The 20,839-nt window shown below is 69.8% G+C and carries 20 protein-coding genes and 2 pseudogenes; 9 read left to right on the top strand and 13 right to left on the bottom strand.

Annotated features, from left to right (window positions below; translation table 11 throughout):
• Window positions 1-65: 65 nt before the first annotated feature.
• Window positions 66-566, top strand: a complete 501-nt coding sequence (gene tpx, locus EJK15_RS26700) for a thiol peroxidase (protein ID WP_138713216.1) — start codon at window positions 66-68, stop codon at window positions 564-566.
• On the opposite strand, the gene EJK15_RS26695 is transcribed toward tpx, so the two are convergent.
• Together EJK15_RS26695 and EJK15_RS26690 are read right to left on the bottom strand one after the other, a co-directional pair.
• Window positions 536-1,447, bottom strand: coding sequence for a TIGR03619 family F420-dependent LLM class oxidoreductase (locus EJK15_RS26695; protein ID WP_138713215.1), 912 nt, complete (start codon window positions 1,445-1,447; stop codon window positions 536-538). The two genes, tpx and EJK15_RS26695, sit on opposite strands and share 31 nt — an antisense overlap.
• Window positions 1,448-1,450: 3 nt before the next feature.
• Window positions 1,451-2,272 (bottom strand): SAM-dependent methyltransferase, encoded by an 822-nt coding sequence (locus EJK15_RS26690; RefSeq protein ID WP_240777230.1) that lies wholly within the window; start codon window positions 2,270-2,272, stop codon window positions 1,451-1,453.
• Between the two features lie 80 nt (window positions 2,273-2,352).
• Between EJK15_RS26690 and EJK15_RS26685 the strand changes: the two genes are divergently transcribed.
• Window positions 2,353-3,099 (top strand): helical backbone metal receptor, encoded by a 747-nt coding sequence (locus EJK15_RS26685; RefSeq protein WP_138713214.1) that lies wholly within the window; start codon window positions 2,353-2,355, stop codon window positions 3,097-3,099.
• A gap of 4 nt (window positions 3,100-3,103) precedes the next feature.
• Here the strand turns inward: EJK15_RS26685 and EJK15_RS26680 are convergent, their stop codons facing one another.
• The 5 genes from EJK15_RS26680 to EJK15_RS26660 form a co-directional block, all read right to left on the bottom strand.
• Window positions 3,104-4,258, bottom strand: a complete 1,155-nt coding sequence (locus EJK15_RS26680) for an ROK family transcriptional regulator (protein WP_138713213.1) — start codon at window positions 4,256-4,258, stop codon at window positions 3,104-3,106.
• A 3-nt stretch (window positions 4,259-4,261) separates the two neighbouring features.
• Complete coding sequence (locus EJK15_RS26675) at window positions 4,262-5,107, bottom strand: carbohydrate ABC transporter permease (protein WP_138713212.1); 846 nt, start codon at window positions 5,105-5,107, stop codon at window positions 4,262-4,264.
• A gap of 7 nt (window positions 5,108-5,114) precedes the next feature.
• Window positions 5,115-6,083 carry a carbohydrate ABC transporter permease gene (locus tag EJK15_RS26670; protein WP_171074549.1) on the bottom strand — a complete coding sequence of 323 codons (969 nt, stop codon included), beginning with the start codon at window positions 6,081-6,083 and terminating at the stop codon, window positions 5,115-5,117.
• Between the two features lie 211 nt (window positions 6,084-6,294).
• Complete coding sequence (locus EJK15_RS26665) at window positions 6,295-7,668, bottom strand: ABC transporter substrate-binding protein (protein WP_138713211.1); 1,374 nt, start codon at window positions 7,666-7,668, stop codon at window positions 6,295-6,297.
• A gap of 32 nt (window positions 7,669-7,700) precedes the next feature.
• On the bottom strand, window positions 7,701-8,588 hold the full coding sequence (locus EJK15_RS26660) for a sugar phosphate isomerase/epimerase family protein (RefSeq protein ID WP_138713210.1): 888 nt from the start codon (window positions 8,586-8,588) through the stop codon (window positions 7,701-7,703).
• Window positions 8,589-8,702: 114 nt separating this feature from the next.
• On the opposite strand from EJK15_RS26660, the gene EJK15_RS26655 reads away from it, so the two are divergent.
• The 3 genes and pseudogenes from EJK15_RS26655 to EJK15_RS77695 all read left to right on the top strand — a co-directional run.
• Window positions 8,703-9,731: a zinc-binding dehydrogenase gene (locus EJK15_RS26655; RefSeq protein ID WP_138713209.1), complete on the top strand. Its 1,029-nt coding sequence runs from the start codon at window positions 8,703-8,705 to the stop codon at window positions 9,729-9,731.
• 10 nt (window positions 9,732-9,741) lie between these two features.
• On the top strand, window positions 9,742-10,527 hold the full coding sequence (locus EJK15_RS26650; protein WP_138713208.1) for a sugar phosphate isomerase/epimerase family protein: 786 nt from the start codon (window positions 9,742-9,744) through the stop codon (window positions 10,525-10,527).
• Window positions 10,458-11,705, top strand: a pseudogene (locus EJK15_RS77695) (MGH1-like glycoside hydrolase domain-containing protein); the annotation flags it as partial. The gene EJK15_RS26650 and the pseudogene EJK15_RS77695, both read left to right, overlap by 70 nt.
• A 9-nt stretch (window positions 11,706-11,714) precedes the next feature.
• On the opposite strand, the gene EJK15_RS26640 reads toward EJK15_RS77695, so the two are convergent.
• The 3 genes and pseudogenes from EJK15_RS26640 to EJK15_RS77690 form a co-directional block, all read right to left on the bottom strand.
• The gene (locus EJK15_RS26640; protein WP_138713207.1) at window positions 11,715-12,821 is read right to left on the bottom strand and encodes a zinc-dependent alcohol dehydrogenase; all 1,107 of its coding nucleotides are present in this window, start codon (window positions 12,819-12,821) and stop codon (window positions 11,715-11,717) included.
• Window positions 12,822-12,825: 4 nt separating this feature from the next.
• The gene (locus EJK15_RS74830; protein ID WP_240777229.1) at window positions 12,826-13,443 is read right to left on the bottom strand and encodes a Gfo/Idh/MocA family protein; all 618 of its coding nucleotides are present in this window, start codon (window positions 13,441-13,443) and stop codon (window positions 12,826-12,828) included.
• Between the two features lie 81 nt (window positions 13,444-13,524).
• Window positions 13,525-13,824 (bottom strand): annotated as a pseudogene (locus tag EJK15_RS77690) (Gfo/Idh/MocA family protein); the annotation flags it as partial.
• Between the two features lie 107 nt (window positions 13,825-13,931).
• On the opposite strand from EJK15_RS77690, the gene EJK15_RS26630 reads away from it, so the two are divergent.
• Both EJK15_RS26630 and EJK15_RS26625 read left to right on the top strand, forming a co-directional pair.
• Window positions 13,932-14,906 (top strand): glucosyl-3-phosphoglycerate synthase, encoded by a 975-nt coding sequence (locus tag EJK15_RS26630; protein ID WP_138713205.1) that lies wholly within the window; start codon window positions 13,932-13,934, stop codon window positions 14,904-14,906.
• Window positions 14,903-16,021: a glycosyltransferase gene (locus EJK15_RS26625; protein ID WP_138713204.1), complete on the top strand. Its 1,119-nt coding sequence runs from the start codon at window positions 14,903-14,905 to the stop codon at window positions 16,019-16,021. The genes EJK15_RS26630 and EJK15_RS26625 overlap by 4 nt, the downstream gene beginning before the upstream one ends.
• Window positions 16,022-16,226: 205 nt before the next feature.
• Here the strand turns inward: EJK15_RS26625 and EJK15_RS26620 are convergent, their stop codons facing one another.
• On the bottom strand, window positions 16,227-17,006 hold the full coding sequence (locus EJK15_RS26620) for a universal stress protein (RefSeq protein ID WP_138713203.1): 780 nt from the start codon (window positions 17,004-17,006) through the stop codon (window positions 16,227-16,229).
• A gap of 94 nt (window positions 17,007-17,100) precedes the next feature.
• Between EJK15_RS26620 and EJK15_RS26615 the strand changes: the two genes are divergently transcribed.
• Window positions 17,101-17,403: a hypothetical protein gene (locus tag EJK15_RS26615; RefSeq protein ID WP_138713202.1), complete on the top strand. Its 303-nt coding sequence runs from the start codon at window positions 17,101-17,103 to the stop codon at window positions 17,401-17,403.
• 402 nt (window positions 17,404-17,805) lie between these two features.
• Entirely contained in the window at window positions 17,806-18,450 is a 645-nt protein-coding gene (locus EJK15_RS26610; RefSeq protein ID WP_138713201.1) for a phosphatase PAP2 family protein, read from the top strand.
• Here the strand turns inward: EJK15_RS26610 and pip are convergent.
• The gene (gene pip / locus EJK15_RS26605) at window positions 18,378-19,346 is read right to left on the bottom strand and encodes a prolyl aminopeptidase (protein WP_138713200.1); all 969 of its coding nucleotides are present in this window, start codon (window positions 19,344-19,346) and stop codon (window positions 18,378-18,380) included. The genes EJK15_RS26610 and pip overlap by 73 nt on opposite strands.
• A 256-nt stretch (window positions 19,347-19,602) precedes the next feature.
• Window positions 19,603-20,586 carry a hypothetical protein gene (locus EJK15_RS26600; protein ID WP_138713199.1) on the bottom strand — a complete coding sequence of 328 codons (984 nt, stop codon included), beginning with the start codon at window positions 20,584-20,586 and terminating at the stop codon, window positions 19,603-19,605.
• Between the last annotated feature and the right edge of the window lie 253 nt (window positions 20,587-20,839).

The following is a 20,839-nucleotide window of genomic DNA, read 5'->3' as shown; positions in this document are numbered from 1 at the left end:
AAGGGGGTGCGCGAGGTGCGTCGGTAGGATCGCGATCCGAGGAACTTCGCGATCAGGAGGCTTTCATGTCCGACGTCACCTTCAGGGGCAACCCCATCGCCGTGGGCGGCACCTTCCCCAAGCCCGGCGGGAGCGCCCCCGCGTTCCGCCTGGTGGGCACCGACCTGGGTGAGCGCTCTTTGGAGGACTTCGGCCAGGCGACCAAGGTGCTCAACATCTTCCCGAGCGTCGACACCGGCGTCTGCGCGGCCTCCGTGCGCCGCTTCAACCAGGTGGCCTCCGAGCACCCCGGCGTGGAGGTGCTCTGCGTCTCCGCTGACCTGCCCTTCGCGCAGAAGCGGTTCTGCGGCGCCGAGGGGCTCGACAACGTGACCATGCTGTCGCTCATGCGCGGCCGCGAGTTCATGGCCGACTACGGCGTGGCGCAGGAGTCCGGCCCGCTGGCGGGGCTGGCCGCGCGCGCCGTCGTGGTGCTCGACGGCGACAACAACGTGATCTACGCCGAGCTGGTGCCGGAGATCGCGCAGGAGCCCGACTACGAGAGCGCGCTCGCCGCGCTCAAGTGAGCCTTGAACTCCCCGGCCAGCTCCAGCAGGTGCTGGTCGCTCGTGGCGGTGTGCTGGAGGTCCAGGATCACCTCGTGGACCCCGGCCTCCGCCGCCGTGGCGAGGTACGCCGAGATCTGGGCGACCGTGCCGCTCCTCGGCGGCGTGCCCTGGCCGGTCACGACCGGGTTGGAGCGCAGGATCATGCGGAGCGCCCCCGGGTCGCGTCCGGCCTGCTCGGCGCTCCGGCACACGGTCCGCCACATCGACGTGAGCACGGCGATCGGGAGCGTGGCCGTCAGCCAGCCGTCGGCCCTGCGCCCGATGCGGCGTAGCGCGGGCTCGGCGAAGCCGGCCAGGTAGAGCGGCGGGCGGCGGGCCGGCTTGGGCTCGATGTGGCTGGGCGCGATGGTCCACAACTCGTGCTCGTACGACACCGGGTCCGTGCCCCAGATCGCGTCCAGCGCGTCCAGGATGGCTTCGTAGCGCTTTGCCCGATCTTTCCAGGGCACGCCGGCGGCGGCGTACTCGTCGGAGGACCAGCCGAGCCCGAGGCCGGCGGCGAGCCGGCCGCCGCTGAGGTGGTCGATCGTGGTGAGGGAGCGGGCCAGGATGGGCGGCGGATACCAGCAGGCGTTCAGGGCGCTGGTGCCCAGCCGTACGACGGAGGTCGCAGAGGCCGCTACCGACAGCACCGCGAACGGATCCAGGAACACCCGGTGCGCCTCAGGGATGCTTCCGTCCCCGCCCGGATAGCGGTCCTTCGGCCGCAGCGGCGTCATCAGCCGGTCGCCGGCCCACAGGCCGGCGAACCCCATCTCCTCGGCCGCCCGCGCCACATCGAGCACGCTGGACAGCGCCGCGAACCTGCCGAACTGCGGTACGGCCAGCCCGATGTCCATGCCTCAGGCCTTCCTGCCCACACCGCACAGGATCAGTGACGACTCCGGGCCGTCGATGAAGTCGATGGTGTCGGCCGACTCGGGATGCCACTCGGGCAACCAGACCAGGCCGGGGTCCACCAGGTCGAACCCGTCGAAGAGCTCCATGATCCGCTTCCGGCTGCGCAGGGTGAGCGCGGCACTGGCGTTGCGGTAGACCTCAGTGCCCTTGTCGGCGGCGGCCGCGCGGGAGTCGCTGGTGCCGTGCGACACGACCAGGTAGCTGCCGGGCGCCATGGCGTCGCGCAGGGTCGCGATGATCTCCTGCGGCCGCTCGGACTCGGCGATGAAGTGCATGACCGCCACCAGCAGCACGCCCACGGGCCGGGTGAAGTCGATCGCCCGCGTGACCTCCGGATTGTTCAGGATCTCGTCCGGCTTGCGGAGGTCGCCCTGGATGACCGCCGTGCCGCCCTGATCGGCCAGCAGCGCCCGCGCGTGCACCATCACCACCGGGTCCAGATCGACGTAGACCACCTGGGAACCGGGGGCGACCTTCGCGGCGACCTGGTGGACGTTCTCCTGCGTCGGCAGCCCCGTGCCGATGTCGAGGAACTGCCGGATGCCGGCCTCGGCGAGGTGGCGCACCGCCCGCCCCAGAAACGCCCGGTTCGCCCGTGCCGCCGCCCGCAGTTCGGGAGCCACCGCCAATATCCGCTCCGCCGCCTCCCGGTCGGCCGGGAAGTGGTCCTTGCCCCCGAGGTAGTAGTCGTAGAGCCGGGCAACGTTGGGCGTCTCCGGATCGAAGCCTCGTGTCTCCTCGTCCAACCGCCATCCCCCGATCACGAGTAATGATCTTTAGCCGCGATTCTACGGACCTATACCGACATAAGCTCGGTCTTACCCGTCGATCTAGGCTGTTCACTATGGATGACACCGGCGCCCCCGTGGCAATTCCTGACACCGTGCGGCGGATCGTGTCACTTGTGCCGTCGCTGACCGAGTCGGTGGCGGCGACGGTGCCGGAGGCGCTGGTGGGGGCGACCGACTGGTGCTCGCACCCGGCCGGCCTGGACGTGGCCAGAGTCAGGGGCACCAAGAACCCCGACCTGGAGGCGATCAAGCAGCTCAGGCCCGACGTCGTCCTGGCCAACGCCGAGGAGAACCGCGTGGCCGACATCGAGGCCCTGCGCGAGGCGGGCCTCGCGGTCTGGGTCACCAAGATCGAAACCTTGGAGGACGCGTTCGATTCGCTGGATCGCATGTTGAGGGAGGCATGCCGTACCGGCCGCCCGGCCTGGCTGGACGCGGCGGAGGAGGCGTGGCGCGCACCCGCGCCCGTCCACCGGAGGACGGCGATCATCCCGATCTGGCGCCGTCCGTGGATGGTCGCCGGCCGCGACACCTTCACCGGGGACGTGCTCAGACACCTCGGCGTCGACAACCTGTACGCCGGCCACGCCGAGCGCTATCCCAAGATCCCGCTTCCCGAGCTGGTGGAGCGGCGGCCCGGCCTCGTGGTCCTGCCCGACGAGCCCTACGCCTTCTCCGGGACCGACGGCCCGGAGTGCTTCCCCGGCCTGCCCTGCGCCCTGGTCAGCGGCCGCCTGCTCACGTGGTACGGCCCCTCGCTCGTCGAGGCGCCCGCCGTCCTGCGCCGCGACCTCGGCTGACGGGCTATTTCACCGCGTTCGCCTGGGCCAGTGCGGCGTCCACGGCGGCGGGGGAGAGCACATGCTCCATGACGATCACCGCCATCCCCACGATCCCCGCCCGTTCGCCCAGCGAGGAGGTGGCGATCTCCAGGTTCCTGGTCGTGTACGGCAGGCTGCGCCGATAGACGATCTCCCTGATCCCCGTCAGGTAGTGCTCCCTGGTCTCCGCCATGTCCCCGGCCAGCACCAGCACGCCGGGGTTGAGCAGGCTGACCGCGGTGGCCAGCACGACGCCCAGCGTGCGGCCGGCCTCCTGGGTGCGGGCGATGGCCCCCGGGTCGCCGGCCTGGACGAGGCGGACCACGTCGCGGCTGGACTCCTGGCCCAGGTCCGTGGCGACGGCGTGGCCGCTGGCCAGCGAGGCGACGCAGCCGCGCGAGCCGCAGGTGCAGACGCGGTCGTCGCTCTCGCGGATGCGTACGTGGCCGATGTTTCCTGCGGCCTCCTCGACACCGCGGTAAATCCGCCCGTCGAGGACGATGCCGGTGCCGATCCCGGTCGACACCTTGATGAGGATCAGCGAATCGGTCTCCCGCCAGGACGACCACCACTCTCCCAGAGCCATCGCGTTGGCGTCGTTCTCGACCAGGATCGGCACGTCGTACGCCTGCCCGACCACCTCGCCCACCGGATGGTCGTCCCACCCCGGCATGAGGAACGACCTGATCACCCGCCCGGTGGTGTGGTCCACCGAGCCGGGCACGTCCAGCCCGATGCCGCACACCTCGCTCGCGGGCCGCCCGAGCCGGTCCAGCATGCGCTGGAACGCCTCCCGCACCCACGACAGCACCGCCTCGGGGCCGCGGTCGATGCGCATCTCGGTCCGCTCCTCGGCCAGCGGCCGGGCGGCGAGGTCGGTGAGCGCCGCCCTGGCGTGGGTGGCGCCCAGGTCGGCGACCAGCATCAGGCGCCTGGTCGCGTCGACGTCGAGCACCGAGGGCGGTCGCCCGCCCCCGGAGGCGCCGACGCCGGACTCGTGGATGTATCCGGCGTCGATGAGCCGGTCGACCCGGTCGGTGATCGTCGACCGGGACAGGCCGGTGTACTCGATGAGCTCCTTGCGTGTCCGGCAGGTGCCATTACGGATGAGCTGGAGGATCTGCCCTGCCGTCAGCATGGTCTATCCCTTCTCGGCTCCTGCCGTCAGCCCCTCCGTCAGCAGTCGCTCGCTGGCGAAGAACACGATCACTATCGGCAGCGTGAGCACCACCGATCCCGCCATCAGAACCGTCGTCGGGATCTCTATGCTCCCCGCCAGCTGAGAGAGCCCCAGGGAAACGGTCCAGCTCTCCCTTCTCTCCACCAGGAAGAGCAGGGCGAACAGGAACTCGTTCCACGCGATCATGAAGGCGTAGAGGCCGGTGGCCATCAGCGCGGGCTTGGAGAGCGGTAGCACCACGCGCCAGATGGTCGACAGTCTCGTGCACCCGTCGATCGCGGCCGCTTCCTCCACGCTCTGCGGCACGGTCTCGAAGTAGTTGCGGAGCATGTATACCGTGACGGGCACCGTTTGCGCGATATACACGAGGATCAGTCCGATCAGCGATCCACGCAGTCCGATCATCGTGAAAAGCACGAACAGGGGAATGGCCAGCACGATTGCCGGAAACAGGTAGACCGCCAGAAAAAGGAAGTGCACCTGCCGCCGCCCGAAGAATCGCAGCCGCGCCACCGCGTACGCACCCGGGATCGAGACCAGCAGCGTGACGGCCACCGACGCGACCGCGACGATCGCGCTGTTCCGCATGAAGGTCAGGAATCCCTGCCTCGTCAGCACGTTCACGTACGTGTCCAGCGTGAACGTGGTCGGCCAGAGCGAGCCCGGCTCCAGGATCAGCTCCTGGATGTCGCGGAAAGACAGCATGACCATGTAGTAGAGGGGGAACGCGGTGATCACGAAGAGCACCGCGATCACCAGCGGCTTCAGAACCTTGAAGAGGACCCGCTCGAACCTGTCCCTGCTCATTGGTCGCTCACGTCCGCTCGCCCCCTCCAAAGAACCTCAGGTAGATGGCCAGGAACACGACCAGCACGACCGCCAGGACGATCGCCTGCGCGGCCGAGGCCCCGATGTCGTCGCGCGCGGTCAGGAAGTTGTAGACCCGCACGCTGACCACTTCGGTGCCGGCCCCGCCGCCGGTCAGCAGGTAGACGTCGTCGAACTTGGTGAACGTGAACACGAACCGCAGCACCGACAGCAACGCGATGATCCGCCAGAGCTGCGGCATGATCACGTACCGGAAGCGCTGGGTCGGCGTGGCGCCGTCCACCACCGCGGCCTCGTCCAGCTCCGCGGGCAGCGCCTGCAGCCTGGCCAGGATGAACAGGAACGCGAACGGGAAATAGCGCCACGCCTCGAATGCGATCACCGTCAGCAGCGCCACCGGCACCTGGATGCCCAGGAACTCGCCCCTGGCCTGGGTGAGGAACGCGATGGGCTCGCGCAGCCAGGTGTTGACGATGCCGTACTGCGGGTTGAGCATCGTCTCCCACAGGAACGCCACGGCCACGACCGGCGCCACGTACGGGATCAGGATCGAGGCTCTGACCAGCGTCCGGCCCATGAACCTGTCGCGCAGCGCCAGCGCGGCCACCAGCCCGATCGCGATCGACAGCGCCGTCCCCGCCACCGTGTAGACGAGCGTGTTGACCAGCGACGACCAGAAGCCGGGCTCGGAGAGCACGTACGAGAAGTTCTCCAGCGTGTAGTTGCCGAAGATTCCCACCCGCCGGATGTTGATCAGCCGCGCGTCCTGGAACGCCAGCATGATCGCCCACAGCAGCGGCACCACCACCACGACCAGCGTGATGACCAGCGTCGGCGAGATCAGCACGAGCCCGGCGCGACCTTCCTGCTCCCGCAAGGTCCGCCCGCGCCGCCCACGCTGCGGCGGCGGCGCCGGCCCCCTCGTACGAGCCGGCGTCGCGGTAGGCCTGCTCATAGCCTCACTCCGTTCGGCGGCTCGGTCGCCATATGCCGCCGCCTGCTTATGGCCTCACTCTGTTCGGCGGCTCGGTCGCCATATGCCGCCGCCTTCCCCCGCTCTGGTCGCTTCGCTCCCGCCGCTCCTCCAGGCGACGGCACTCCCTCGGGGCCCCCGCTCTGGTCGCTTCGCTCCCGCCGCTCCTCCAGGCGACGGCACTCCCTCGCGGTCATTGCCGGATCCCGCGCTTGATCGTCTCCACGTCGGTCTTGGCCTGGTCGGCGGCGGCCTGCGGGGTCAGCGACCCGTCCACGACCGCGCTCAGCGCCTTGGGCACCGGCAGCTCGCCCATCGTGGCGCCGACCAGCTTGCCCTGCCCCTGCGGGATGCCCCAGCGGGCGAAGGTGTCGGGGCTCTTGCGCAGGGCGTCGAGCACGTCGGCCGGGTAGAGGCCGGCCAGCGGCTTCTTGGTGTCGACCCCGGCGGGCAGCTTGTTCCACTGCTCCTCGAAGCCCTTGCGGGTGGGGAACTTGCCCTCGGGCGCCATTCCGATCCAGCGCTCGTAGCCCTCGTTCATCATGTACGCGATGAACTTGGCGGCCGGGTCCTTGGCGGCGTCACGGGTGACCACCCACGAGACGATCTCGCCAAACTGTGCGGGCGCACTCCCGTCGGGTCCCTTCAGCGCCGTGACCACGCCGGTGTTCTTGGCCAGCCACTCCGGATCCGCGCGGCACTCCTGGCAGCTCGGCAGCGCGTCCTTACGCAGCCCCGCCATCTCGTCCAGGATGAAGGACGACCAGATCATCATGGCCGCCTTGCCCGAGAAGTAGGTGGCCCTGGTGGTGTCGACGTCCTGCTTGCCCTTGACCGAGTAGTTCTTGGCCAGATCGGCGTAGAACTCGAAGGCCCGCGCGCACTGCGGTGAGTTCAGGGTGACGTTTCCTGAAGCGTCGACGAGCTGGCACCCGTTCGCCTGCGCGATGTGCTCGAAGCTCTGCGCGGTGAACGAGTCCTTCGGCGCGATCGCCAGCGTGATGCCCGCGACCCCGCCCGTGTTGAGCTTCGCGGCCGCCGCCTGCAGGGCCTCGTACGTGTCCGGCGGCTGCAGCCCGGCCTTGTCGAACAGATCCTTGCGGTAGAGGATCAGCTGCGCCCAGCCGTCGCTGGGCACCGCGAGCAGCGTGCCGTCCGACGTGTTGAGCTCCAGGGCGCGGGGGGAGAAGGAGTCTTTGCCGAGCTGGTCGGCGACCTTGCCCGGCGTCTCGGTGTCGAGCAGCTCGTTGGCCTCGAGCTCGCGTACCTGCGCCAGGGGCAGCGCCCCGATGACGTCGGGCAGGTCGTCCGCCGCCGCGGCGGCCGTCATGGTCTGGCTGAACTGGTCCTCGGCCACGCCGACGAGCTTCACCTGGATTCCGGTCTTCTGGGTGAACTCGGCGACGATCTGCTTCTGCACGGCGATCCGGTCATCGAGGTTCTCCTCGGTCCAGACCGTGATCTCGTTGGCTGCGGTCGGCTGCTCGCCACCGTCGTCGCCGCAGGCCGTCAGCGTGGCGGCGGTCAGCAGCGCGACGGAGAGGACGGCGGTTACCTTCTTCGGCATGGCACGCTCCTCTGGTTGGGGATATGCCGCCTTTACCCCGGGATCAGTTGGCGCAACGTGCGGTAAGCGATACCGAGACCCGTCTGTACCCTCTCCGTGCTTCCGCTCCACACCGGGTCCTCGTGCTCGACGGACACCGCCCCGTCGTAGCCGCCCTCGTAGAGCGCGTCGATCACCCGGGTCCAGTCGATCTTGCCGAGGCCGGGCACGCGGAAGCGGTACCACCCCTTCTCGCCGCTGACCGGGCCGTAGAAGCCGTAGCGGTCGAGCTGCCCGGGCAGGATCTCGGTGTCCTTGGCCTGGACGTGGGCGATGTCGCCGATGTACGGCCGCATCGCCGCGACCGGGTCGATCCCCAGCGCCACCAGGTGGGAGGGGTCGTAGTTGAGCTTGAGCCCCAGCGAGAACATCCACTCCCACAGCTCGGGGGAGTAGGCCAGGTTGCCCGGGTATCCGTCGGGATGCCAGCTCTTCATCACGCAGTTCTCGATGACGATCTCGACGCCGCGCTGCCTGCCGTACTCCACCAGCGGGCCGAAGACGTCCACCGCCAGCGCCAGGTTGTCGCGCACCGGCCGGCCGGGGTCGCGGCCCACGAACGTGCCGACCGTGGGGCAGCCGAGTGCGGCGGCGGCGTCTATGCAGCGCCGGACGTGGGCGTTCACCTGTGGTCCGTGCTCGGGATGCAGGTTGTTCTCGTAGTACGCGATCGAGGAAAGCGTTAGTCCGGTTTCGGTGAAGATGCGGGTAATGCGATCGTTTTCGGCATCATCAAAATGATCTACCTTGATGTGATTTCGGCCATCAGAAGACGGCCAGCCCGCCACCTCCAGCGCCTGAAACCCCTGCCCTGCGGCCCAATGAGCTATGTCGGTAAGGTCGCTTTCCACAAGACACGCGGTCAGAAACCCCAATTGCATCAGACACCTCCTGCGGAAGTCGTAGACTTAAGAGTGTTACGAGTGCATCTAACGTATGCAAACAAGCAATAAATCTTTGACTTTTGATTGATCACTAAGCGTAAGTGTTGGGGAATGCGCGTCATCACCTTCGAAGAGCCTGGCCATGTCCGCGTCGGGCTGGAGTCGCCCGCCAAACTCGTGCCTGGCTCAGTCCGGGTCCGTACGATCTATTCAGGAGTATCGGCAGGCACCGAACTCACCGCCTATCGCGGAACCAATCCCTATCTCACCCGGAAGTGGGACACCGACCGCCGGCTCTTCGTCGACGGTCAGACGCATGCTTACCCGCTGTCCGGCTGGGGCTACCAGGAGGTCGGCGAGGTGGTGGAGGCGGCGCCCGATGTCGGGGATCCTGCCGTCGGGAGCCTCGTGTGGGGCATCTGGGGCCACCGGGCCCAGGCCGTCGTCCCGGCGGAGAAGCTGGCCGGCCACGTGCTGCCGCCCGGCGCCGACCCGCTGACCGGCGTCTTCGCCCGCGTGGGCGCCATCGCGCTCAACGCCGTGCACGCCGCCGACGTGCACCTGGGCGACCAGATCGCGATCTTCGGCCAGGGCGTCATCGGGCTGCTCGCCACCCGCCTGGCGGTGCTGAGCGGCGCCCGGGTGGTCGCCACCGACGCCATTCCCGACCGGCTGGAGCTGGCCAGGAAGTTCGGCGCGGCCGACACGTTCGACGTGGCCTCCGGCTCGCTCGCCGAGTTCATGCGCAAGCGCATCGAGGGCGCCGACACCGTGATCGAGCTCAGCGGCAGCCACCTCGGCCTGCACGAGGCGATCAGGACCGTGCGCAAGGGCGGCCGGGTCGTGGCCGCCGGGTTCTACCAGGGCGACGGCGTCGGGCTGCGGCTCGGCGAGGAGTTCCACCACAACCAGGTCCAGCTCGTCTCCTCCCAGATCGGCGGCGTCGCCTCGTGGCTGGCGCACCGGTGGGACGTCGAGCGCCTGCAGACCACGTTCATGGAGCTCGTGCACCGCGGCGAGGTCGACGCCGCCGAGCTCGTCACCCACGTCGTCCCCGTCGAGCGGGCCGCCGAGGCCTTCGACCTGCTCGACAAGCACCCGTCCGAGGTGCTTCAGCTCGTCTTCCGATTCGAGGATTAGAGGAGTAACTGTGAAGCTCGCCGTACAGGAGCAGCTTCTGCCTGGCCGCACGCTGCAGGACAAGTTCGCGTTCGCGGTCGATGCCGGGTTCGACGCCATCGAGCTGCGCGGCAAGGGAGACTTCCACTTCGCGGGCCGCCTGACCGAGCTCAAGCGCGCCCTGGCCGACGGCGTCGTCATGCCGACGGTGTGCGTGGACATGCCGCACTTCATCGGCGACTTCGACGCGGCCAAGCGCAAGGACGCCATCCAGCAGCTGCGCTCCCAGCTCACGGTGATCGCCGAGCTGGGCGGCATCGGGGTCATGACCCCTGCCTCCTGGGGCCAGTTCTCCCGGCGGCTGCCGCCGTTCGAGCCGCCGCGCAGCGCCGAGGAGGACCGCGAGGTGCTGGCCGAGGCGCTCGGCATCCTGGGCGAGCACGCGCAGCGCAACGGCGTGCTGATCATGCTGGAGCCGCTCAACCGCTACGAGAACCACATGGTCAACACGCTCGCCGAGGCGGTCTCCTACTGCGCCATGGACTCCATCAGGGTCGTGGGCGACACGTACCACATGAACATCGAGGAGGACGACCCCTGCCGCTCTCTGGCCGAGGCCGCCCCCTACATCGCTCACATGCAGATCAGTGAGTCCAACCGGAACCAGCCGGGCACCGGCCACCTCGACTGGGGTGCGCAACTGGCCACGCTCGACGCCTTCGGCTACGACGGCTACCTCGCGCTCGAATGCCGGCTGCGCGGCGAGCCCGAGATCGTCCTTCCCCAGACAGCGTCTTTCGTCAGGAAGTTTCTATGATCCTTCACGACGCCGTGCGCGTCCTGGTGGCCAACTGGGACGGCAGCTACACGGTTCCCTCGCGTGGCCTCTACCCCCACCAGTGGAGCTGGGACTCGGCCTTCATCGCGATCGGCCACGCCCAGTGGGCCCCGAGAAGGGCCAGGTCGGAGCTGCTCAGCCTGTTCGGCGCCCAGTGGGACGACGGCCGGGTGCCGCACATCGTGTTCAATCCGAAGGTGCCGGACGGCGCGTACTTCCCCGGCCCCGACTTCTGGCAGACCCGCGTTCCCTCCGGGGCGGCGACCTCCGGCATCGTGCAGCCGCCGGTCCACGCGCTGGCCGCGTGGAAGACGCACCTGGCCGAGCCGGACCCGGCGTTCCTGCGCCGGATCTACCCGCGGCTCGTGGCGCAGCAGGAGTTCCTGCGCACGGCCAGGCGCTCCGCCGAGGGCTTGATCTCGATCGTGCATCCCTGGGAGTCGGGCATGGACAACAGCCCGGCCTGGGACCTGCCGCTCTCCGTCGTGCAGGACGACCGCCCCGCCGGGTTCGTCCGCAGGGACCTCGACGCCGTCAACGCCGACGAGCGGCCGACCGACCGCGACTACGAGCGCTACGTCGCGCTCGCCCGCGCCTACCGCGACTCCGGCTACCGCCGGGCTGGCGCGTTCCACATCGAGGATCCCCTGTTCAACACCGCGTACGGGGTGGCCGAGTCGGTGCTCGCCAAGATCGCGCAGGAGCTGGGCCTCGACCCCGAGCCCCACGAGCGCGAGGCGGCCGCCGTCACCGCGGCCATGGTCGAGCACCTCTACGACGGCGGCCTCTTCCAGCCCCGCGACCTGGTCACCGGCCGCCTGATCGAGTCGAGCAGCGCCGCCGGGCTGACGCCGCTCATGCTGCCGGGATTGCCGGACGAGGTCGCCGACGCACTGATCGCGACCGCGCTGGACCGGTTCGCGCTCAAGGACGGGGTCCTGCCCAGCTTCTCCCCGTCCGCGCCCGAGTTCGATTCGGTCCGCTACTGGCGGGGGCCGAGCTGGATCAACCTCACCTGGCTGGTCTGGCAAGGGCTCAAGGACCGCCGCCCCGACCTGGCGGTCCCGCTCGCCGACGGGATGCTCAGCCTGCTGATGCACTCCGGATTCCGCGAATACTTCGACCCGTTCACCTACCGCGGGCACGGCTGCTCCGACTTCAGCTGGTCAGCCGCCCTCCTCCTCGACGTCGTCACAGAGCACGGCCTGGATAGCGTGCCGGCGCCTGGCCGCGAGGTCGGCGAGGAAGCCGGGAGCGTCGGAGAATCCGACGAGGTCAGTGATCAGGTGCTCGCGTAGCACCCTGCCGCGCTCCCTGAGCAGGGCGATCGTCTCGTGTGAGAGCCTCTCTCTGTCCCAGGCGTGCGCCAGGCCGCGTGGCACCCTGCCGATCTGGGCGCATCGGACTGTCAGCCCGTTGTGGTGGAACTCCTCGCCGAGCCGCACCTCCTGCGCACCCTCGGTGTAGAAGGCCAGGTCGACCAGCGTGCCCTGCGGCCGCAGCAGCCGCAGTCCGAGCGCCAGCGCCCTGGGCTGGCCGCGGCACTGGAACACCACGTCGGCTCCCCGGTCCTCCGGGCCGTGCCGCCAGCGGCGCTTCAGCGCCATCGCCGGATCGTCGTCGGCGGACATGACCTCCGCGCCGAGCGCCTCGGCGACCGCCAGCCTGGCCGGGGTCTCGTCCACGACCACGACCTCGGCCGCGCCGCCGGACATGGCGAAGCCCGCGGACAGCAGCCCGACCACGCCCGCGCCCACGACCACGACCCTCCGCCCGCGCACGCCGTCGCCGAGCTGCCGCACGGCCGGCCCGTGCAGGTCGTGGGCCGCGTGCAGCAGGCCGTTGGCGCAGATCGGGCCCATGTGGGCGACGTAGATGCCGAGCAGCGGGTCCAGGTCGTCGGGCAGCTCGACGAATCTGTCGGTCATCGGGTCCGCCACGTACGCGGTGCGGTGCCCGTAGCACATCGCCACCAGCGCGCCCTCGCGCACGGCCCGCGTACGCGTCTCCACCACCAGGCCGACCTGCATGTATCCGATGCCCCGCACTGGATAGCCCACCGACGGCGTGCCCTCGGTGAACAGCCCGAGTGCCCGGTCCCAGGTCGAGGTCAGGTAGGGGTTGGTGCCCTTGACGTAGGTCAGCTCGGTGCCGGCCGACACGCCGCTGTGCGTGGTCGCCACCATGAAGCCGCCTTCGGGCAGGTCGGGCAGCTTCTCCTCGACCAGCGCCACCTCCCCGGGGGCCTCGATGCTGAGCACCGCTGTATTCATGGCCTCACTCCGTGAGGCGGGCTGGGTCGCCATACGCCGCCGCCTTCCCGGTCGCGCCCTCGAGGGCATCGAGCATCACCGGCCTCCGTTCCGCCGCGGACCGCGCGAGCGCCAGGGCCAGGCGGTGGGTCCGCAGGGCCTCACGGTACGGCACGCGCACGTCGGCGTTCTTTCCCTGGACGGCGTCGATGAACTCCCGGTCCACCCGCGTCTTGGCCTGCCCGTCGTCCTCGATCACCCGGTCGCCGTCGACCAGCAGCCGCGTCTCGCTGAGCTCCAGTGCGATGCCGTCGGCGCAGACCTCCAGGCTCACCCGATGCTTGCGGGTGAGCAGGCAGGAGGTGGCCAGGAGCCCGGCAGCGCCGTCGGCGAAGCGCAGGACCGCGGCCGTGGCCCGGTCCACCTCGCCGTCCATCGTGTTCTCCGCCGGGACGGCGTGCACCATCGCCACCTCACCCACCAGGACCCGGGCCAGGTCCAGTACGTGGACCGCCTGCTCCAGGATCTGGCCGCCGGACATGCTCGGGTTCAGCCACCAGCCGACCGGGGGGACCTTGTCGAGCCAGTGGCCGAGTGCGAGGCGTACCGGGCGGCCGTCGAGAAGGCCGCGGGCCCGCTCCACGATGTCGAGGTAACGCCAGTGGTGACCGACCGCCGAGGGCAGAGATCTCCGCTCTATTTCGGTCGCGATCATTTCCGCCGTTTGCAGGTCAAGCGACAGGGGCTTCTCCACAAAAATCGGGAGATCGCACGACAGAACATCACGCTCCGGGTTACCGTGCGCGAAGGGAGGAACACAGACGTAGACAGCATCCAGTCCACCGGCATCGAGCAGGGCGGCATGGCCGCCGTAGGCGGGGGAGCCATGTTCGGCAGCCAGAGCTCCGGCTCTGTGGGGATCCGTGTCAGCAATTCCGGCGATCGTAACATCGGCGAAACCTGACAAGACGTCTGCATGGCGGGCGGCGACATTTCCGGCACCTATGATGCCGACACGCGTCATTGGGGACACAACCCCGCATATGCCACGTCTAGTCGCGGCCAAACAACATGTTCGAAGGCGGACAGATCGGGCAGAGGTCGTGACCTGATCAGATCGGGGCTGACTGCATGGAGACAGATCTGCGAGCCTTGGCCAAGGTCCAGGAGTGGTACGGCCCGCACTCGAGCACCGCAGCCGAGTGGCCGCTCGACTCCTTACTGCTGGCCAAGGGCACTACCACGGTGAGTGTCGTCCTGCCCGCTCGCGACGAGGAGCGGACGGTGGGCGACATCGTCAGCATCATCCGGCGCGATCTCGTCGAGCGGACCCCGCTCGTCGACGAGATCCTCGTCGTCGACTCGAACTCCACCGACCGGACCGCCGAGCGGGCACGCCGGGCGGGCGCGCGGGTGGTGGCACAGGACGACGTGCTTTCGCAGCTGCCCGCGCTGACAGGCAAGGGGGAGGCGCTGTGGAAAGGGCTTGCCGCCTCGAACGGCGACATCGTCGTGTTCGTGGACGCCGACCTGCGCAGCTTCGGCGCGCACTACGTGTCGGGCCTGATCGGTCCGCTGCTCATGGACGCGGACACGCATTTCGTGAAGGCGACGTATGAGCGGCCGTACACCGGAGCGGACGGCGTCGTCCAGCGGGGCGGCGGCGGCCGCGTCACCGAGCTGGTGGCCAGGCCGCTGCTCAACATGTTCTGGCCCGAGCTGGCCGGATTCGCCCAGCCGCTCGGCGGCGAGTACGCCGGTCGGCGCGCGGTGCTCGAACAGGTGCCGTTCGTCACCGAGTACGGCGTGGAGTTCGGGCTCCTCGTCGACCTGCTCCAGCTCGTCGGGCTGGACGCGATGGCCCAGGTGGACCTGGGCCATCGCACGCACACCCATCAGTCGACGGCCGCGCTCGGCCGGATGGCCGGGCAGATCATCCTCACCGCCTGGTCGCGCCTGGAACGCCAGGGCCGCGTGATGGCGTCGGAGCCCCCGGCGCCCATGCTCCTGCAGTTCGGGCTCGACGGCCAGGCCGACCTGGTCGACGTGGCCGTGGGGGAGCGGCCTCCGCTCGCCTCCCTCCTGCTGGAGGAGGATGTGGCATGAAAGTACTGGTGAACGCGGGTCCGTGGCTCACGGTCCCGCCCCCCGGCTACGGCGGGATCGAGAACGTGGTGGCCACGCTGGTGCCCGCGCTGCGCGAGCGCGGCGTATCCGTGGTCCTGGTTTCCGTCGCGTCGAGCTCGCTCGAGGTGGACGAGCTGATCAGCGTCTACGACGAGGGGCAGTTCACGGAGCTGCAGAAGCCGTACAACCAGGTCATGGGCATCGCGCACGCGCACCAGGCCCGCGTGGTCGCGGAGCTGCGCGCCCGCGACGACATCGACCTCGTCCACGACCACCTGGAGGTCGTCGGGCCCGCGGTGCTGTCCGCGCTCGGCGGGCCGCCCGTCCTCCACACCCTTCACTGGGACCTGCGCAAACATCCGGCCTTCTACGGCGCGTTCCCCTCGTCGATCGCGGTCAACGGCGTCTCGGAGTCGCAGCTCGCCCGCGCCCCCGACGCCCTGCGGGCGGCCTCGCTCGGCTCGATCCACCTGGCCACCCCGCTCGCCGACCGCGACGTGCGGGTCTCGCGGGGGGAGCACCTGGTGGTGATGGGGCGCATCTGCCAGCTCAAGGGCCAGCACGTGGCGGCCAGGCTCTGCCAGAAGCTCGGGCTGCCGCTGGTGCTGGCCGGCCCGGTCAGCGGCCGGAACACCCCGGCCGAGCTGGACGTCGTGGCCCAGAACCCGTACCACCCGCTGTACGGCCATCCGGACGTCCGCTACCACCTCGACCAGGTGTCCCGCTATCTCGACGGCGAGCTGGTCAGGTGGGTCGGCGCGGTGGGCGGCCAGGCCCGGGACCACCTGTACGCCTCGGCGCGTGCCGCACTTTTCCCGATCCAGTGGGACGAGCCCGGCGGCACGGCCGTCGTCGAGGCGCTGGCGCTCGGGGTGCCGCCTGTCGGGCTGCGCCGTGGGTGCCTGCCGGAGATCATCGACCACGGCCGCACCGGGTTCCTGGCCGATCGGGAGGAGGAGCTGGCCGAGTGGGTGCTGCGGGTGGACGAGATCGACCCGGAGGAGTGCCGCCGCGAGGCGCGCCGCCGCTTCTCACCGTCCGTGATGGCCGACCGCTACCTGGAGCTATACGAGAAGGTCACGCACCGCCACTGACCGGCCCACCACGAACGACCTTCACGCCCGTGCCGGTCTCTTAGCGCCTCATGGCCTCACGGCCATGGCACGTACTGCGAGGGGCGGCGGTAGGCGTGTCAGGTGGGCGAGGCGGCGTTCGCCGGGCGCGTGACTGCCGGTGACTGACCTGAGCTGCGTGATCACGATTGCGAACAGGATGGCGGCAGGCGGCATGGTCGGCGGCCTAGGAGAAGCCTCGTGGCAGTACGGTGACGGGGCAGGTGGAGGCCCGCAGCACCTTCATCGCCAGCTCGCCGAGGAACACCCGGTGCGGCAGCGCGTCCTCGCTCGCCGCGCAGACCAGCAGCTCGCCGGGCAGCCACTCGACGTCCGCCATCGCGGCGGCCACGTCGTGCCCCTCGGCCACCTCCGACTCCGCCTCGATCCCGGTGCTCTCCCAGGCCAGCCGCACCGCCAGGGCGAGATCGTCCCTCAGCTTGCCCTGGTCCTCGGTACGCAGGTCGAACGTGATCAGCCGGAGTGGCACGCCCAGCCGCAGAGCCGCCTGCGCCATCCGCTCGACCGCCGCATCGCACTGCGGCCGATGCACGTACGCCAGTGTGAGACGGGCGGGACCATCCGGCGGGAGGTACTTGGCGGGCGCCAGCATGACGGCCTCCGACGACAGGTGGAGCAGGTGGTCGGAGGTGGCGCCGATGGCGATGCGGCCGTGATGCCCGCCGTCCGCTGAGCCGACCACGATCAGGTCCGCCCTGATCCTGCTGGCCAGCACCGACAGGCCGCGGCCGGTGCCCCTGCTTTCGTACGTGATGTACTCGGCCGGCGCCGACCCCAGCTCCTCGGCCGCGTGCGCCAGGTTGGCCTGTGCCTCGACGGCCAGCCCGGGGCTGCCGGGCGGGTAGATCGTCGCGACCGTGAGTTCGCCGCCGGTGCCCCGCGCGATCGCGGCACCGAGGGCCAGAGCGTCCCGCCCGCCAGGGTCGCTGGTATAGCCGACGATCATGTGCTCTCCGATCACGACTGCCCTCTTACCCGCTCTGAGCTGGGAATACGCGGCCTTGATCCGAACGTTGTAAACCTGTGGAGGCGCAAAAACATTGAAGATCACTCTTGACATCCGCTTCAACGGGTCCCTCGGACCGATCACCCTCCGCGAGGCGGTTCAGCAACTGCGGGCGCATGATCTGGCGTGCACGGTCGGCGTGGACGCCGTCGAGCAGAAGGTCACCGTTTTCTCCAAGTGCGTGGAGCGCTGGTTCACGCCGCTCCGCAGCGAGATCATGGCGGCGTACTACGTGGCCGAGCGCGACGCAACCACGGAGGCGTTCGACCGTGGGCTCATCACCCAGGCCGAACTGGAGACCAAACAGGCGGCGCTGGCCCGCCAGTTCCTCATCTGAACCCGGCCGATCGGGGAAGGCCCACCCAGCCTCACGATCGCCAAGAGGCAGCCTTGCCTCGACTTGCCTCGACTGGCTCGGTTTCCCTCGTCAGGCCTCGTCTGGCCGCCGTGCGCCATCATGCCTTAGTGGGTCGGCGAGGCTGCCCGGCCTTGGGCGGCCGGCGTGGGGTCACCCGGCTCGGCCGGACCGGCGTGCGTCACCTGTCTGGGGTGGCTGGCGTGGGTTGCCCGGCTCGGCTGGACCTGCGTGGGTCACCTGGGCTCGGCCGATTGCCGGGCTGCTTGGCGGGGTCGGCCGATCGGGGGAACCTTTTTGCTGACATTCCGCCAAAAGGTCGAGGCGGCTGACGGCCGCAGTTCGTAAGGTCGTGTCCATTGCCCGTTCACGGATTGGACACGTGTGTACCACGACATCGTCGGCTTCGCCCTTACCACGCCCGAGTGGCTCCATACGCTCGCCGAAGTGGGCACGGACGGCGGGTTATTCGTGTTCGCGGTGCTGTTCGTGGTGGCCGCGCTCCGTGCGTGGCGGGCGCCGGCGCGCGACCTGGCGCTGGTGATCGCCGGGCCGGCCGGGGTGGTGTTCGCGTACGTCGTGAGCGAGGTCGTCAAGATCCTCGTCCGGGAGGACCGGCCCTGCCGGGGCGGGATCCTGACGATCGCCGACTGCCCGCCACCGGACGACTGGTCCTTCCCCAGCAACCACTCCGTGATCGCGGCCGGTGCGGCGGCCACGCTCGTGCTGGTCTGGCGCGCCCTGGCGTGGGTGGTGTTCCCGCTGGCGGCGGTCATGGCGTTCTCGCGGGTGTACGTGGGCGTGCACTACCCGCACGACGTGGCCGGGGGCTTGCTGTTCGGGCTGGTGCTGGCGCCGCTGTTCGCGCTGCTGGTCGTGGGAGCCGTCACCCCCGCCGTACGCCACGCGCGGTATTTCCTGGCCCGGCTCCGCTCGGCGCCCGAGGACGGACGTCCTCACTCCGCCGCCGACTCACCCCAGCCGTCTGTCGCCGCGATGAGCCGGTCCAGGATGCCGGGCTCGGAGTAGGCGTGTCCGGCGTCGTGCACCACGTGGAACTCGGCCTCCGGCCACGCCTGGTGCAGGTCCCAGGCGGTGGCCATCGGCGTACAGGCGTCGTAACGCCCCTGCACGATCACGGCCGGGATGTGCCGGATCTTGTGCACATCCCTGATGAGCTGGTCGGGCTCGAACCAGCCGTCGTGGTGGAAGTAGTGGTTCTCGATGCGGGCGAAGCAGACGGCCATCTTGTCCTCCCCGAACTCGGCGACCAGCCCGGGATCCGGCAGCAGCGTGATCGTGCCCGCCTCCCACTGTGCCCACGCCTTGGCCGCCGCCAGCCGCGCGTCCCCGTCGTCCCCTTCGAGCCGCTTGCGGAAGGCCGCCATCAGATCGCCCCGCTCCTCTTCCGAGATCGGGGCCACGTACCGTTCCCACAGGTCGGGGAAGAGGTGGCAGGCGCCCTCCTGGTAGAACCAGTGCAGCTCCTGGGGCCGCAACGTGAAGATCCCGCGCAGCACGAGCTCGGTCGTCCGGTCAGGGTGCGTCTGCGCGTACGCCAGCGCCAGCGCACTGCCCCACGACCCCCCGAACACCTGCCACCGGTCGATGCCGAGGTGCTCGCGCAGCCGCTCCATGTCCGCCACCAGGTTCCAGGTGGTGTTGGCCGTGAGATCGGTGGCCGGGTCGCTGGCGTGCGGCAGGCTCCGGCCGCAGTTGCGCTGGTCGAACAGGACGATGCGGTAGAGCTCGGGGTTCCACTGGCGACGGTGGTTGGCGTTGCACCCGCCGCCGGGGCCGCCGTGCAGCATGACGGCCGGCTTGCCGTCGGGATTGCCGCACACCTCCCAATAGATCTGGTTGCCGTCGCCCACGTCGAGCAGGCCGGAGTCGTACGGATCGATGGGCGGGTACAGAGTCCTCATACCTCTCGATCCTGCCGCATACGTCGAGGTGGATCGCGCGTTCCGAGACGGACCTGCGCGACACGTCCCCCGGGGCGGGGGCGTCCGTTCACGGCTGCCGTCGGCCGATGGCCTCCAACGGACGGTGGAGGGGTGCCGTGGTGGAACGCGCATCTGACAGATCGGCTGCGGGCGGGCGGCAGTCCGGCGACGCCTGATCGCGGCCCGTCCTCGGCCAGGGGGACGAGGACGGGCCGCCGGGCCGGCGCGGCTCCCGTCAGGCCGCGAGAACCCGTGCCGGGTCGGCGGCGCGGCTGTCGATCGAGGTCAGGGTGGCGTGGTGGGCTCCCTGGGTGGCGCAGAGCCAGTCGTTCAGTGAGCCGGTGAAGCCCGAGGGCGGGCCGACCTTGAGGCAGGTGATCTGGCCTGTGCCGGGAGCCGGGCCGACCTTGAGGCGGCGGATGCTGCCGGTGCGGCCCAGTTCGCCGACGTCCGCGTCGTACGGCGTGAGCTGGACGCCGAACGGCAGGCCGCTTCCGTCTGGCTGGTCCGATGGCTGGATGCGGAGGAAGTCGTCGATCTGGCGCTCCATGGCGTCCGGGTGGTCGGCGACGTAGGCCAGATGGTCGGTGACCAGGCGGTGGGCCACCGTGCGCAGGAGATTGGTCGCGCACAGGTTGTGGGCGCAGGCGGCGCCGTCGAGGGTGATCTCCGGCAGGGCGAAGCGGCGCAGGCCGCGGGAGGTGACGCGCAAGCAGCCGCACACGGCCGTGTCGGCCGGGTCCCACGGCGGGCAGGTCGCATCGTCGTGGACCTGGACGTCCCAGCCGAGCCAGTCGTCGCCGATGTGGAAGTCCGCAGGCTCGCCCGCGCATCGTCCGCAGGTGAGGATGGTGGAGCCGGTCAGAGAGTCGATCAGTACGCCGTCGCATTCGCGGGCCAAGGCCCGGGCCACCGCCCGCGCCGCCTGTACGTTGCCCGGGAGCCGGTGCGGCGGCGCCGTGGCGGAGACCACGATGTGCTGCTTCGTACGCCGGAGGCGGCGTCTGTCGTCGTCCGTGAGCGTCGCTCCCACCGGTTTCCATGGGGCCGCGTGGTGGGTCACGGTCAGGGCGCCGCTGTCGATCGCGCTGATCGCGGCCCGCTTGTACGGTCCCCCGACGCGCCAGGGCACGAACGACCCGAGATCGAACAGCAGGTGCTCCATGGCGATGACGAACAGGGATGTCAGCGTGCGAGGCAACGGGAGGATGATCTTCATGAGTAGCCTCCGTGATCGTGGTTCGGATCCCGTCGGGTTGGTGAGGCACTCAGGATCGAAGATGGTGGCCGGCGGAGTGGCGTCGAACCCGGTTCTGTGGAAAACGTCGACAGGACGCGCCGCTCTGTGGATAACCTCCGCCCCCGCGGCCCCCGTCATGGTCAACGCCTCAGGCAGCCCCATGCCGTGGTCAACGCCTCACGCGGCCCCATGCCGTGGTCAACGCCTCACGGGGCCGCCCCGGCCGCCGCGG

The sequence above is a fragment of the Nonomuraea basaltis genome (genome assembly GCF_005893125.1).
GTDB lineage: Bacteria > Actinomycetota > Actinomycetes > Streptosporangiales > Streptosporangiaceae > Nonomuraea > Nonomuraea basaltis.
This window is presented reverse-complemented; position numbering and strand designations above follow the sequence as displayed.

What these genes read in the sequence shown, in the direction of transcription:
- tpx (WP_138713216.1), top strand. Translation starts at nt 66, where the DNA reads ATGTCCGACGTCACCTTCAGGGGCAACCCCATCGCCGTGGGCGGCACC.
- EJK15_RS26695 (WP_138713215.1), bottom strand. Translation starts at nt 1,447, where the DNA reads ATGGACATCGGGCTGGCCGTACCGCAGTTCGGCAGGTTCGCGGCGCTG.
- EJK15_RS26685 (WP_138713214.1), top strand. Translation starts at nt 2,353, where the DNA reads ATGGATGACACCGGCGCCCCCGTGGCAATTCCTGACACCGTGCGGCGG.
- EJK15_RS26680 (WP_138713213.1), bottom strand. Translation starts at nt 4,258, where the DNA reads ATGCTGACGGCAGGGCAGATCCTCCAGCTCATCCGTAATGGCACCTGC.
- EJK15_RS26675 (WP_138713212.1), bottom strand. Translation starts at nt 5,107, where the DNA reads ATGAGCAGGGACAGGTTCGAGCGGGTCCTCTTCAAGGTTCTGAAGCCG.
- EJK15_RS26670 (WP_171074549.1), bottom strand. Translation starts at nt 6,083, where the DNA reads ATGAGCAGGCCTACCGCGACGCCGGCTCGTACGAGGGGGCCGGCGCCG.
- EJK15_RS26665 (WP_138713211.1), bottom strand. Translation starts at nt 7,668, where the DNA reads ATGCCGAAGAAGGTAACCGCCGTCCTCTCCGTCGCGCTGCTGACCGCC.
- EJK15_RS26660 (WP_138713210.1), bottom strand. Translation starts at nt 8,588, where the DNA reads ATGCAATTGGGGTTTCTGACCGCGTGTCTTGTGGAAAGCGACCTTACC.
- EJK15_RS26655 (WP_138713209.1), top strand. Translation starts at nt 8,703, where the DNA reads ATGCGCGTCATCACCTTCGAAGAGCCTGGCCATGTCCGCGTCGGGCTG.
- EJK15_RS26640 (WP_138713207.1), bottom strand. Translation starts at nt 12,821, where the DNA reads ATGAATACAGCGGTGCTCAGCATCGAGGCCCCCGGGGAGGTGGCGCTG.
- EJK15_RS26630 (WP_138713205.1), top strand. Translation starts at nt 13,932, where the DNA reads ATGGAGACAGATCTGCGAGCCTTGGCCAAGGTCCAGGAGTGGTACGGC.
- EJK15_RS26625 (WP_138713204.1), top strand. Translation starts at nt 14,903, where the DNA reads ATGAAAGTACTGGTGAACGCGGGTCCGTGGCTCACGGTCCCGCCCCCC.
- EJK15_RS26620 (WP_138713203.1), bottom strand. Translation starts at nt 17,006, where the DNA reads ATGATCGTCGGCTATACCAGCGACCCTGGCGGGCGGGACGCTCTGGCC.
- pip (WP_138713200.1), bottom strand. Translation starts at nt 19,346, where the DNA reads ATGAGGACTCTGTACCCGCCCATCGATCCGTACGACTCCGGCCTGCTC.
- EJK15_RS26600 (WP_138713199.1), bottom strand. Translation starts at nt 20,586, where the DNA reads ATGAAGATCATCCTCCCGTTGCCTCGCACGCTGACATCCCTGTTCGTC.